Origin of the sequence: Salsuginibacillus halophilus, assembly GCF_003014715.1 — a bacterium.
Lineage (GTDB): Bacteria > Bacillota > Bacilli > Bacillales > Marinococcaceae > Salsuginibacillus > Salsuginibacillus halophilus.
Genome location: NZ_PYAV01000012.1, coordinates 77,471 through 91,196 on the forward strand (window position 1 = coordinate 77,471; position 13,726 = coordinate 91,196).

General features: G+C 41.9%; 12 protein-coding genes. 4 read left to right on the forward strand and 8 right to left on the reverse strand.

Annotation, left to right across the window (positions count from 1 at the left end; genetic code table 11):
* Position 1: 1 nt before the first annotated feature.
* The 3 genes from B0H94_RS12015 to B0H94_RS12025 form a co-directional block, all read right to left on the reverse strand.
* Positions 2–361, reverse strand: coding sequence for a hypothetical protein (locus B0H94_RS12015; protein ID WP_106589517.1), 360 nt, complete (start codon positions 359–361; stop codon positions 2–4).
* A gap of 5 nt (positions 362–366) precedes the next feature.
* Positions 367–606 carry a hypothetical protein gene (locus tag B0H94_RS12020; RefSeq protein WP_106589518.1) on the reverse strand — a complete coding sequence of 80 codons (240 nt, stop codon included), beginning with the start codon at positions 604–606 and terminating at the stop codon, positions 367–369.
* Between the two features lie 98 nt (positions 607–704).
* Positions 705–1,748 (reverse strand): zinc-binding dehydrogenase, encoded by a 1,044-nt coding sequence (locus B0H94_RS12025; RefSeq protein WP_106589519.1) that lies wholly within the window; start codon positions 1,746–1,748, stop codon positions 705–707.
* 1,319 nt (positions 1,749–3,067) lie between these two features.
* On the opposite strand from B0H94_RS12025, the gene B0H94_RS12030 reads away from it, so the two are divergent.
* Positions 3,068–3,958 (forward strand): prenyltransferase, encoded by an 891-nt coding sequence (locus tag B0H94_RS12030; RefSeq protein WP_245894000.1) that lies wholly within the window; start codon positions 3,068–3,070, stop codon positions 3,956–3,958.
* 414 nt (positions 3,959–4,372) lie between these two features.
* Here B0H94_RS12030 and B0H94_RS12035 read toward each other — a convergent pair whose 3' ends face one another.
* A complete protein-coding gene (locus B0H94_RS12035) occupies positions 4,373–4,564 on the reverse strand; it encodes a helix-turn-helix transcriptional regulator (RefSeq protein WP_181315391.1) in 192 nt (63 codons plus the stop codon).
* A gap of 2 nt (positions 4,565–4,566) precedes the next feature.
* Positions 4,567–4,866, reverse strand: coding sequence for a hypothetical protein (locus B0H94_RS12040; RefSeq protein WP_106589522.1), 300 nt, complete (start codon positions 4,864–4,866; stop codon positions 4,567–4,569).
* 453 nt (positions 4,867–5,319) lie between these two features.
* Here B0H94_RS12040 and B0H94_RS12045 point away from each other — a divergent pair, with 453 nt between their 5' ends.
* Genes B0H94_RS12045 through B0H94_RS12055 form a run of 3 tightly spaced genes read left to right on the forward strand, consistent with a single transcriptional unit; the run spans position 5,320 to position 10,971 of the window.
* Positions 5,320–6,804, forward strand: coding sequence for a type I restriction-modification system subunit M (locus B0H94_RS12045; RefSeq protein ID WP_106589523.1), 1,485 nt, complete (start codon positions 5,320–5,322; stop codon positions 6,802–6,804).
* Positions 6,797–8,035 carry a restriction endonuclease subunit S gene (locus B0H94_RS12050; RefSeq protein ID WP_181315392.1) on the forward strand — a complete coding sequence of 413 codons (1,239 nt, stop codon included), beginning with the start codon at positions 6,797–6,799 and terminating at the stop codon, positions 8,033–8,035. Before B0H94_RS12045 ends, B0H94_RS12050 begins: the two co-directional genes overlap by 8 nt.
* On the forward strand, positions 8,032–10,971 hold the full coding sequence (locus B0H94_RS12055; protein ID WP_106589525.1) for a type I restriction endonuclease subunit R: 2,940 nt from the start codon (positions 8,032–8,034) through the stop codon (positions 10,969–10,971). The genes B0H94_RS12050 and B0H94_RS12055 overlap by 4 nt, the downstream gene beginning before the upstream one ends.
* A 52-nt stretch (positions 10,972–11,023) precedes the next feature.
* Here the strand turns inward: B0H94_RS12055 and B0H94_RS12060 are convergent, their stop codons facing one another.
* The 3 genes from B0H94_RS12060 to B0H94_RS12070 form a co-directional block, all read right to left on the reverse strand.
* Positions 11,024–11,755: a M48 family metallopeptidase gene (locus B0H94_RS12060; RefSeq protein WP_106589526.1), complete on the reverse strand. Its 732-nt coding sequence runs from the start codon at positions 11,753–11,755 to the stop codon at positions 11,024–11,026.
* Positions 11,756–11,950: 195 nt separating this feature from the next.
* Complete coding sequence (locus B0H94_RS12065) at positions 11,951–12,391, reverse strand: helix-turn-helix domain-containing protein (protein ID WP_345789045.1); 441 nt, start codon at positions 12,389–12,391, stop codon at positions 11,951–11,953.
* Positions 12,392–12,577: 186 nt separating this feature from the next.
* The gene (locus tag B0H94_RS12070) at positions 12,578–13,675 is read right to left on the reverse strand and encodes a hypothetical protein (RefSeq protein WP_106589528.1); all 1,098 of its coding nucleotides are present in this window, start codon (positions 13,673–13,675) and stop codon (positions 12,578–12,580) included.
* Positions 13,676–13,726 lie beyond the last annotated feature (51 nt).

The following is a 13,726-nucleotide window of genomic DNA, read 5'->3' on the forward strand; positions in this document are numbered from 1 at the left end:
TTCACGTTAACAATTCAATCGACATGACATACACCTGTTCATAATCCGTTACCTCTTCAAGTTGTTCCTCAATCGTAATATGGCTTCTACCGGAGAAGGATTGTTCATCTGTTTGAACGATATAAGCGACAACTTGTCTCTCCCCAGTTTCAAGTGAGACAGGTTCATCCACACCTCCACGGCTTTCAACACTTAAATCCTCTTTTTTCTCCACTTCACCCGTCATACTAGAATGCCCACTCTCTGTCATCACGACAGAGATCCACTTGTCGTATTCACTAGCATCCTCCTGCTGCATCCAAACCTTCCGAACAGGTTCCTTCATGTTTTCTTCTGATAAGTAAGTAGTAAAGTCAGCCACTTCCTTTACTCGTTCACGATGTTCATAGTAATCAATCGTCGCACGTACCTCCTGTTATTTCCATCGTGAATCTCTATGTCGTAACTATATCCTGATTGGTTAACTACATCAAAAAGGTCCTCTTCAAAGTCAGTTAAGTCTGCCGGCGCCAAAGTCGCATCCCCTGCTTCTTCAGTGGTTTGGGCATTTGAGCAGGCTGTAGTGAAAGCTAAAAGTGTGACAAACAAAATAAGCAAGTGCCTCATAGGTATCCCCCCCTTGATCCATATTGAAGCAAAATACACCTTAAACATTTATAGAACGCTCATTGCTAAACTTCGATATCTCAACAATAAATTCTCCATTATTCATGCGAAGGAAGTAACACAACCTTCCCGAATTTCCCTTTGTTTTTAAAGTAAATCTGTGCATCTTTTGCTTCTTCCAAAGGAAAGGTTTTATCAATGACCGGTTTGATTTTTCCTTGGGAAATCGCCCCGAGCATCTCTTGAAATTCTTCTCGTGTGCCTAAAACAGAGCCATACATCGTAATATGTTTTAAATATAATGTGCGAAAATCCAGGTTAGTATTTTGACCCCCGGCAGATCCAGAAGTACAAAATTTTCCGCCCTTCTTTAAAACATGGAGGGAGGTGGAGAATAAAGCATCTCCTACAACATCGAGCACAGCGTCAATGGGCCCATCATTTGCTTGCAGAATCTCCTCTGCAAGATTCTCGGACTTATAAGAAAATACGTGGGCTGCGCCTAATTCTTTCAGCTTTTCCTGATTGGCTAAATCCCCGGTAATGGCAATAACTTTTGCTCCAAAGACCTTGGAAGCGATCTGTACACTTAACGATCCAACCCCGCCGGTTGCACCGGTGACCATCACTGTTTCACCTGGACGAGCTTGAATTTGTTCGATCATGTGCCAAGCTGTCAGGCCGCTGACGGAAAACACGGCGCTTTCTGTGAAGTTTGATAACGGCATATCAAAGCATAGATCTGCCGGCCACACCACATATTCTGCATAGCCGCCATCATACTCTGAGCCGATAAACGACATATCTTCTGCAATATGTTCGGTTCCTGGTTGCCCACTCGATGTAAAAGGAAAGAGCACAACATTGCTTCCCTCAAGTTGATGATCTACTTGGCTGCCGGCAGCTACAACTGTTCCAGTAATGTCTGACCCGGGGATACGCGGGAAAGTTACGCCTTCCGGACGCCACCCGGATTTCGATCCATCACCGTAAGCGCCTTCGCGCATCCAAATTTCAGTATTATTAATGGCGCATGCTCTTACTTTCACAAGTACTTCATGCTCTTTAGGCTCTGGAATCGCAGTTTCAACAACCTCTAATTTATCTACGCCTCCGTATCCTGTTACTTCTACTGCTTTCATTCACCCATCTCCTTTTTCTGAATGCATTGGTCAAGAAAGTAATCTCCCTAATCACATTCGAAGCGACAAATTTTTCTTCGAGACTAAAGGGTTCTAATCCTTTCAGTCTGTGGACAAAGTACAAAACTTAAAATTCACGCACAGCTTACTACTCGCTTACCCTGGGCAGCGTCTCAGCCTCCTCATGAGCCAAACCCGCTCATTGCGGGGTCTTCGAATGCTGCTCTTCCCAGTGGTGTCTCGCAGTGCTGTGCGTAAAAACAAGATACAAAGACGAATCGTCATAGCGTAGAACGATTCATGCGCGATGGAAATCCCTATTTAAGATCCCCGCATTACGGTCTTCATAACGGTTTACCAACACCATACCTTCTTTTAAAAATGAACTTACAACCTTCACTTATGCAAATATATCTTGATAAGGCCTTCTATGATGTTTCATGTCGATGTCATAACTTAAGGGTGACATGCACCGGAAGGACGCCTACGCATAACAACGAGTGAGAAAATCCCGCAGGCAGCAGTCTTCTGCCGAAGAAGTTAAGAAGGTACAAGGGGCTATGAAGAAATGCTGCAATCAAGCGTTTGCGCAGATCAAGCCGATGTCGCACTTGTTCCCTCCGAGACCAAACGTCCGCCGAAAAGCGACGACAGCCTTAGCTTTTCTTAAAATTTTGTCTGCAACCTGAAAGGATGCTACCCCTTTTTATCATTTGTCCATTATCATAACTTAATACACATGCACAATGAACCAATCTGCTTTGCTCATATGAGTTAAACTTAGGCTTTCACTTATTCATCACCCTATGATTTTCATGCTGACAAAACTCTCAACTAGAGATGAACAAATTTAGACGAAAATACAAAAAACGTGACTCAATGATAACCCATTCTTAGCCACGTTTTTTTGAAACCTGTGTTTTGCATCGAAACCTTAACGATTAAACAGTATCTTTTTTTACAGCTACCCATATTTCACTATACCCATTGTCTAAACCAAAAAAATTATCAACTAATGGGGAGTTAAGCAGGTTGAGGTTCTGTAGTAAAATCATACAAGAACATTCCAGGGGGGAGATATTAAATGAATAAAGGATACTTCCTTTTACCTGGAGCGTCTGAAAGAAACAGCAAATGATATCTCTGGATATCTGGGATATTTTGGCAATGTTTAACTAAGAGAATCCTTTTATTAAAAATCTGCAGATTAACTTGTAATGAGTTCGGGCATGGGTGAATACGTATTACACTTGGTTTGTTAATCAGGAAAGGGATTGTTGCTATTGGTTCTTGCGTTTCGCTCTATTTTACGTGGAGGGTTGGCACTGCTCCGTTCGATAGCAGTTGTTTCCTCCAGTGTGGCAACAATTATTTCAGCCATGCTTCCCTTCTTTTTATATTCAACCATCTCCACGAGCTATTTACTTATGATGTTTTTTGTTTTACTGCTCGGTGCATTTACAATTCATGGGGTACTGACCCATGCTTTTAATGATTATATGGATTATCTCTCAGGTACTGATGCGTATAGTCCAGCGATTTTGTCAGGCGGCAGCCGTGTCATTCAAGATGGCATCATCACGCCACCTGTACTTTGGCTTATCGGAAAATGGCTGGCGATTGCCCTTCTTGTTACCGCCTTTGTGTTGGCTCTTTTTTCATATTATATATTGAGCTTTCTTTTGGTGATCGGCGTCTGGGCAGCAGCTTCTTATTCCCTGCCCCCCTTGCGTTTAAGCTATCGGCCGTTTCTAGGAGAGTGGGGCAGTTTATTTCCATCTATTCTATTTCTCGGACTTGCCGGTCCGTGGCTCATAGTAGGAGAAATCCCGGTATGGGCGGCGCAAAACGCTGTGATAAATGCATTATTTTGTCTTGCCTGGGTAATGGTTCATCATATTCCAGACCTTGATGCGGATAAGCGGGCTGTTCCTGCCAAACGCACCAGCGTAGTTTGGTTTGCAGATACGTTCGGCCGATATTATGCAAGATTCCCAGCTTTGCTGTATCTGGGTGCAGCTGGATTGTGTATCATTTGGCTTGGCTTCGACCGTGTCTGGGCAACGGGTACGTTAACCATCACCATCTCAATTGCACTGTTTCTCGTGCTGAAGATGGATGTAGAAAATCATCAGCAAGTCTCTTCTTATGAAAAAATATTATTGCTTCTCGCCATGATTACTGCAGCAGCATTGGGGATTTTCATTTAACTCACTACAACACAAAATGTGCACCCGCAACAGAAGAAGCGACCCCCGGCAACATTGCCTGGAGTCGCTTCTTGTTATTCGGTTATCTTCTATTCTCCTGGCGGCTCCCTTATCATCCACTACGAATGAGCGTTAAAGCTTGAGAAGGCTTGAGGAAGTCAGGAAAAAACGCTAAAAAGCGCATGAGAACAGGCTTGAAAAAATTATGAGGGAGGTAGAAAAGGCCGAAAAATGATAAAAAACGCGACCCGCTGATGGCTGATTCAGGGCCCGCGATCTGGGTGGCGCTTGATCCAATTTTGGAAACTCGAGTTTCACTTTGGAACGTTGGAGTTCAAAATGGAAAGTGAGAGTTTTAGGTGGACACTTGAGCGGGCGCGTGTGCGACACCTTTTAATTCATAGAGGTCAGTAGTTAATCATTGATGAACAGATCATCGACAGTAGTACATAAAACAGAAGCCAAATTAAAAGCTAATTGTAATGTAGGGTCATATTTATTGTTTTCTATCGCGTTTATTGTTTGTCTTGATACTTCACATTGTTTAGCAATTTCATCCTGAGACAGCTTTTTTGCTTTTCTGAGTTCGCGGATACGATTTTCCATAATTAAGCATACTTCCTTCTCCAGTACAGGAGTGTAATAAGGTAGATTAGGGAAATCGAAGTTAAATAAGAATGTGGACTCATACCACCGTATGTGCCATCACCCCAAAGTTGAATATACATAGATTTACCCATCTCATAGATGAATAAACCAATTACTACGGTAAAAGTAAAAGATTGTGATTTCATTTTAATTAACTTTTTTCTTTCATCCCCGTGATGAGGCAGTGTTGTAAGCACTATGATAATTAGGGTGATATTTATTACTAATAACCCTAGCAAACTAATCATTATCCAATCCATAAATTTCATTCCCCCTCACAAAAAGTAAAAGGTATTTGACACTTCGTATTGTACCATCACGGTTCATAATGTCAAATACTTTTTACATCATAAACCGTGATTTATTAAGATTAAACTAAAAGCAACAATCTTTTAAAAAACAGCCATAAGCAAAAACGTCCTATCCCCCACCAAAAAAAGCAGAGGCATAGCTCACACCCTTGCTTGAATTATATTCTAATGTATTTATTCACCTAACTTTATCAAACCTAAAAAGCCAATATAGTTCGGTAGGTTACACTATCAAGGCTATCTACTTGATACTGTTTGCTGGATAACAACATCAACCTCCTTCCAATTCTCCCACCCTGCTACTCCAACAATTAGCTTTAGCAAATCATTCCTGTTTCTATCTAGACGCCTATATCTCTGGTATATTTGAAAGTAGACAGGATATTTATGGAGGTTACAACCTTGGCAAAATTAACACAACAAGAACTCGAAGCGCACTTATGGGAATCAGCCAACATTCTACGTGGAAGTATAGATTCATCCGATTATAAAAACTACATCTTCGGCCTCCTCTTTTTAAAACGGCTAAGTGATGTATTTGTTGAAAAAGCAACCGAGATCGAACAAGAAGAAAATGATGATTATGGTTGGCACGACCCTGATGAACATCAATTCTTCGTTCCAGAACGGGCGCGCTGGAGTCATATTCAAATTCAGACGAACGACATCGGTAATGAGATTAATAAAGCCTTCGAAGCATTAGAAGAAGAAAATACTGCCCTTCAAGGGGTGCTGGCAACGATTGACTTCAACGACAAGGAAAAACTGCCTGATAAATTGTTGATGCAGCTTATTCAGCACTTCTCTGCCATTGACTTAAGCAATGGTAACTTATCCGAACCTGATATGCTTGGCCGTGCTTATGAATATTTAATTAAGCAGTTTGCTGATGATGCTGGAAAAAAAGGCGGCGAGTTCTATACGCCATCAAAAGTTGTTGAACTCATTGTTAACTTAATTAAGCCTGAAGAAGGTATGCGCGTGTGTGATCCGACCGTCGGTTCAGGCGGAATGCTCGTTCAGTCGGTCGACTACATCAAAGCTCAGGGCGGTGACCCGCGGAACTTATCACTGCACGGGCAGGAGCGAAACTTGAGCACCTGGGCGATCTGTAAAATGAACTTACTGCTGCACGGTTTGAGCGACCATCGGATTGAGCGCGGCGACACAATTCGCGAACCTGAACTCTTAGGCGAAGATAAAGAGCTTCTATTATATGACCGTGTGATTGCCAATCCGCCATTCTCTTTAAAGAACTGGGGGCGTGAAGAAGCTGAAGGTGATGAGTACGGGCGCTTTCGTTACGGCTTGCCGCCAAAAAACGCAGGTGACTACGGCTTTGTACAGCACATGGCTTCAACCCTGAACCACCAAGGTAAAGCAGGCGTCGTCATGCCGCACGGCGTTTTATTCCGTGGCGGCGCAGAAGGTAAGATTCGTGAAGGCTTATTGAAAGACGATTTAATTGAAGCGATTATCGGGCTGCCAGCCAACCTCTTCTACGGCACAGGAATCCCAGCATGCATTATGATTTTGAATCGTAATAAAACTGAGGAGCAAAAAGGTAAAGTCTTTATCTTAGATGGCTCAAATGATTATCAAGAAGGCAAAAACCAAAACCACCTTCGCGACGAAGACATCACAAAAATTGTAGAAGCGTATGATGCGTGGGAAGATCAGGAGAAATTCTGCCGTGTGGTCGACCTTGAGGAAATCAAAGAGAATGAGTACAACTTAAACATTGCCCGCTACATCGATACGACCGAAGAAGAAGAAGAAATCGACGTACAATCAGCAGTCGCTGAACTGAAAAAGCTCGAGCAAGAACGTGAAGAGATTGAAGCGAAGATGTATGGGTATTTGAAGGAGTTGGGGTATGGTGGATAGTACTCAACATACATGGCTTTTCAAAACTTTTGATTCAATTTGTGAAGTCAGGCAGGAAAAATTCAATCCAAACAAGAATCCTGAACATCCCTATATAGGCTTAGAACATATCGAATCGGGTTCAGGGGTTATTAATAGTATAGGTTCCTCAACTGATACATCCAGTATGAAAAATGTGTTTAAAGAAGGTGATGTCTTATTTGGCAAATTACGACCTTACCTTCAAAAATATTGGCTCGCTAACTTCGATGGCGTATGCGCTACAGAAATATTACCTCTGATAGCAAAAAACAACATTGATAATAGATACTTATTTTATTTAGTACAAAAAGGTAGTTTTATTCGCTACCTATCTAACAGAGCTTTTGGTACTAGGATGCCGAGGACCTCGTGGGGTGAAATGTCAGAATACGAAACACTAGTGCCTATAAGAATAGTAGAACAACAAAAAATCGCAGCAATCCTCTCCTCGGTCGATGAAGCGATCGAAAAAACGGAGCAAATCATCGAGCAAACCGAGACAGTAAAAAAAGGGTTAATGCAGCAGCTTTTTAAGCGAGGTATAAATGATTTCAAACTTAAAAAAACTTCTATCGGCGACATCCCGTGTGATTGGACATTAACTAATATAGATTCCATTGCAACTGTTACAAAGTTAGCTGGGTTTGAATTCACGGAACACATTGAATATGTAAATAGTGGCGATATAATTGCTGTTAGAGGCCTTAATATAAAAGAGGGAAGACTAAAGCTTGACGAAGTTAAGAAAATATACAAGGATGTATCTGACAAATTAACTAGATCAAAGTTATATTATAATGACTTGGTATTTACTTATGTAGGTACTATTGGTGAAGTAGCTATTATTAAGGAAGAAGATCAATACCACCTAGCACCAAATGTTGCTAAATTAACTTTAAATGAAGGCACTCCAGATTATTTGTACTATTACTTGAGGTCACCTATAGCCTTGAAAGAGATAAACAGTTTACTCACAACAACATCTCAACCTGCATTATCAATGGGGAATATCAGAAAAATAAGAGTCCCTTTACCAAGTAGCGAGGAGCAAGCAAGAATATATAAAATTATAGAATCAGTAGATGATAAAATGCATTTCTATAAAAAGAAACTTGAGAAATTGATGAAACTAAAACAAGGCTTGATGCAACAACTTCTAACAGGAAAGGTCCGTGTGCCGATCGATGAAGACGAGGAGGTGCTGCCGTGAGTGATGTGCCATCGTTAAATGAAGAAACATTAGTGGAAAATCGGATGATTGCTCAGCTTGAAAAGCTTGGTTACACGTATGTACATGGGGCAGTGCTGGATCATGAGCGGACCTCTCAGACCGAAGTTGTTTTAAAAGAGCGGCTGCGGGATGCGATAAAGCACTTTAACCCTTGGCTTGAGGAAAACAACGTAAACAAAGTTGTGCGCAAAGTTACTCACATGGAAGCAACCAGCTTGATGGAGGCGAACCAACACTTCCATGAGCTTTTAATTAACCATTTATCCGTCCAGCAGGATGTTGGCAGCGGGCGTAAAAGCCAGACGGTGAAGTTGATTGACTTTCACAATATCGACAACAATGACTTCTTAATCACGAGCCAGTTCAGCTATACACACGCAAATGACACCATCCGCCCTGATATTGTTCTCTACGTTAATGGATTGCCGCTTGTCGTCATTGAATGCAAGAGCCCTGTCCTCCAGCCTGAAGAACAAATAGGTCAAGGGGTTAAGCAGCTGCGGCGGTATCAGCGTGAAAACGAAGCATTGTTCCACTACAACCAATTTATGATCGCAACGAGCAACGATCGGGCAAATGTGGGAACCATCGGAGCCAAAGCCCAGCATTTCAGCGCGTGGAAGGAACCATATCCCCTTCGTGTGGAAGACATCGGTGAACATCCGACCCCGCAGGATATTTTAACGGCAGGGATTTTAGATAAAGCTCGGTTGTTTGACATCTTATTAAACTTTATCGTGTATGAACCTGAAGACGGTAAAGTGATTAAAAAAATGACACGCTACCAGCAGTACCGTGCCGTAAATAAAGCCGTTGAGCGCATTTTGCAAGGGGAACATCCGCAGGCGCGCGGCGGTATCGTCTGGGCAACGCAAGGTTCAGGTAAATCACTCTCGATGGTATTTTTATCGATGAAGCTCCGCCGCATGCAGACGATGGAGAACCCTATCATTGTCGTTGTAACAGACCGCCAGGACCTCGACCAGCAAATCACAAACACATTTAAGCGCTGCGGCTTTCCAAACCCCCAGCAGGCCGAGTCGGTGGAGGAACTGAAAACTTTGCTTCAACAAGGACCTGGAGCTACCGTCATGACATTAGTGCAGAAATTCCAAGCCGATGAAGGTGAGGACTACCCTTTATTAACAGACTCGGAAAATGTCATCGTGCTCGTGGATGAGTCCCATCGCTCCCAATACAGTTCACTAGCAATGAATATGCGAAGCGGCCTGCCCAATGCGACTTACATCGGCTTTACAGGAACACCGATCGACAAAGAGGATAAAAGCACCCTCCGCACATTCGGCTCTTATATTGATAAATATCCGATCGAAAAAGCTGTGGAAGATGGTGCCACGGTGCCGATCTTTTATGAGGCTCGCTTGGTGGATCTGCATGTGCAGGGTGAAACAATTGATTCGTTATTTGACCGCTTTTTCCGCGATTATTCTGACGAAGATCAAGAGCGGATTAAACAGAAGTTTGTTACAGAAGAAGCCATCACCGCTTCCCCGAAGCGTCTAAAAACCGTAGTCCTCGACATCATCAATCACTTTGAAGCACACATTCAGCCGAACGGTTTTAAAGCACAAATTGTTTCGATATCACGCGAAGCTGCGGTTGCTTACAAAAAGCTATTAGATGAACTAAGCGACTATGAATCGGCAGTTATTATTTCCAGCAGTCACAATGATTCTGAAGAGATGAAACAATACGGCTTGTCTGATGCCGAGGAAAAGGCGTATATTCAACGGTTTAAAAAGCCGCTCGAAGAAGATCCCCTCGCTTTTTTAATTGTATGCGATAAGCTTTTAACAGGCTTTGATGCGCCGATCGAACAAGTAATGTATTTGGACAAGCCGCTGAAGGAGCATAATTTACTACAGGCGATCGCGCGGACGAACCGTACCCATGACAAGAAGACGCACGGCTTGATCGTCGATTATTACGGGGTATCACAATTTCTCGAAGAAGCTTTAGGCATTTTCCATGAAGAAGATATTAAAGGTGCGATGCATCATGTGGACGAGGAAATCCCCCGCTTAGAATCACGCCATCGCCAGGCGATGCGTTTTTTCGATTACAAAAGAAAAGATGATATTGAAGCATGCCTGCAGGTGCTCGAGCCTGAAGATGTCAGGCATAAGTTCGACACCGCATTTAAGAAGTTTTCTGAAAGTATGGATATGATTATGCCGAGCCCAAAAGCGAATCCCTACCTTGATGACTTAAAATGGTTAGGTAAAATTCGCAAGCTGGCCAAATCCCGTTACCACGTTGATGACGGCACACTGGACATTTCAGACTGTGGCGGTAAAGTTCGTGAGTTGATCGAAGAATATGTATATGCTTCCACCCCTGAAGTGTTATTTGACCCTGTAAACATTTTAACGAACAAATTTGATGAGAAGCTCGATGAGTTAAAAACTCCTGAAGCGAAAGCCGCTGAAATGGAGCATGCCATTAAAAACGAAATTCGGGTGAAGCTCGATGAAAACCCTGTGAAATACACGTCCATTAAAGAGCGGTTGGAAGAATTGATTGAACAGCGGAAAAACCGCCAGCTCACCATTGAAGAGTTGTTGGAAGAATATCACGCCATACGCGAAGAAATGATCAGTATGAAAGAAGAGAGCCAGTCATACGGGCTGAGCGAAGCTAGACAGCTGCCATTTTACCAGCTTATCGAGCAGCAGCTTCCTGCAGGTTACGAACAGGAAAGCCTCAAAGATTTAACCGAGATTATTACAGACATTATCCAGGAACATGCGGTGATCGACTGGACGAAAAAAGACGATGTAAAGAGGGAAATGCGTCAGAAGCTCAAAAAACAGCTTCGAGCCAGCTCTTTGCCAAACGATCAAGTCGATAGCGTTGCAAGACAGTTGTTGGAGCTAGGCCAAAAGAACTACTAACCATGTCAGCGGCATATCCTCAATACCACGAGGGTGTGCCGCTTTTTTTGGTTTATCCGATGCTGTGAAGTTCCATGCCGTGTACCCTGAGCCACTCTTTCGAGGTTTCATATTCAGGCAGAATAGATTTCACAAGCTGCCAAAACTTTTCGCTATGTTCAGGTACAAGCAAATGAGCCAGCTCGTGAACAATCACATAATCGACAACATGCATTGGCGCCATGACAATACGCCAGTTAATATAAATATCTCCGTTGGATGTACATGTCCCCCATCGCTTATCCTGCGTTTTTAACTGCAGCGACTGCGCTGTTACCCCTAAGAGAGATTGATAATAATTGGCGCGCGCCTGCACTTTTTTACAGCCGTGGTGTCGGTACCAGGTGATTAATTTTGACTCAAGTGCTTCTTCAATTTGATTCTGTGTCCACGTCTGCGGTACCTCAGCAATAAAACGCCCCTGCTTTAACTGAATCGATGCCCGTTGTACAGGTTCTTTCAACACCTTGAGACGATAATGACGACCAAGGTAAGGGAGTTTTTCACCGCTGACAAACTCTTTCGGCGCCACCGCTGTTTGTACTTCATTCAGTTCTTCTAACTTTTGCGTAATCCATGGCGCTTTTTGATGAAGCACTTGATTGAGTTGGTCTTCAGCCACATGATCTGGCGTGTAAACGACAACACCATTCACTAAGTCTACAGCAATCTTAATATCTTTACGTTCACTTTGTACGAAGCAGCAGTATTGAATTTCAGTGGTGCCATATTGAAGTGTCGGCATATTTCTCACGTCCTTATCTCTTCGTTCATTTTACTATTTTCACGAACGACAAACAATTGGACGAAGGATACACTCCCACAAGCAGGTAAGCCTTGCCCCTCTGCCCCGCCTATAGGTTACACCAACCTTCTTTTAACCGCGCCTAACCCGAAAAAGCGACCCCCTTATCAATTATGGAGGTCGCTCCTTTATCATTCACACACCGCTGAGGATTTGCGCTTTTCGATCATGATACCTTTCGACTTTTCTCGTTAGTTCGGCAACACTTTCCTGTTCAACATCTTCATCCATGTTTTGATCAATGTGCATTACAATATCCAAAAGCACACGCTTCAATTCAACATCATCAACTTCATTTCCTCCAAGCGCAAACCGATGCGAGCGGAGCAGTTCTTCCAGTGTCGGCACATACCCTTCCATGTGGTAATCCTCAAGCAACAGCTGAAATACTTCATAAGATGTTAGTTCCATCGCCTTGCATAAAGCCAGCACCGCCTGAACACTTGGATTTTTCCTATCCTGCTGCTCTAATCGGAAAATGTAGGGCGAACTAACGCCTGTTTTCTTCTCCAACGTTTTCAACGACATCTGCTTCCTTCCTCGCACTTCCTTCAACATCAGTGACAACCTCAACATCAACGTCTCATCATCAAATCTGAATTCCCTCGGATTTTTCAATCGTAATGCCTCCTTGAGCGGTCGCGTGTGCGACACCTTTTTATCGAACCTGCTTCATCTTAGATTTTTGCAGGACAATTTATAACACAAGGCGCATTTTCGTTATCCAGGGAACATGATCAAAGTAACAGCTTCAGTTTGTAATTATAAATATTTTCCTACTATGTCGGTATTCATCGCAGATACATTTCTTCGTATTTCGTTTAGTTGTTTAAAGTATGTTGAATCCCATTTCCCATATTTCAGATATACCAACCATTCAGGAAATCTACTTGTGACTTTACGAACTCGTCTATTGTAGTTAAACGGTCTTAATATTTCTGGTATATTCTTCATAAACGGATCTACAATAGTAATTGACATATCCTCATTCAGTAACATTGCATTATATAACCTTTGATTAATATGATTGTCGCCAAACCCATATCCTATTATTGTCAATTCATCTACTTCTCTCAAAACTTCTTCTGCTAAATGAATCTTTTCCTCACCTGGTTTCTTATTAAATGTTTCACTATACTTATAACCACCTGTTAACAATGATTTTCTAAAAAATTGCATATTCCCATCAAAATCACTAATCGGGATTTCATTTTGAATTTGAACAGGTTTATCATCCAAGAAGAAGTGAGCTTTTTTTAAAACGTTCTCTGTCTTCTTAAGATAAGAAGCGGAAGTATCATCATTAGTTGGTTCTATATGAACAATTTTCTCACTATTATCATAAGAATATTCATTTAACGCTCCGTGTAATTTTATCAAGTTAATCCCTCGTGTGTTTTCAAAAAAGTCCATATGCTTCAAACTTATGTTCCTTCTATGAACTTGCTGAAAGTTCATAGACTTTTTCATGTTCATGTTATTTTGAGGGAATACATTTTTTTCTGTAGAACCGAAAGTCAAAGGGATGTTGAAATCTAAGCACAAGGATTCTAAGATAAGGTCATGGTTTAAAGATAGTACCCATAATTCTTCGTTTGAGACATACTCACTCAATAGATCATAATACCTTCTACTTTCTAGATAAATATCTAAGTTATCCTTATGATACGCCCAAATAATATCATAAATAATTTCGACTAGACTTCCGAATCCAAAGGTTATAGTACGAGCATAAGCTCGATCCCTATTCTTCACAAATTTCATATCCTCAATTTCTTTTAAAATACCTTCATAGTTTTCACTTTTATAATCTTGATGTATTTTGCAAGAAAAAACTACACAATGTTGCAGCCAAAACATACATAAGATTGCCAGCCGGTTAAACTCTTACAAAGTTTAGGTTTTTTTCGT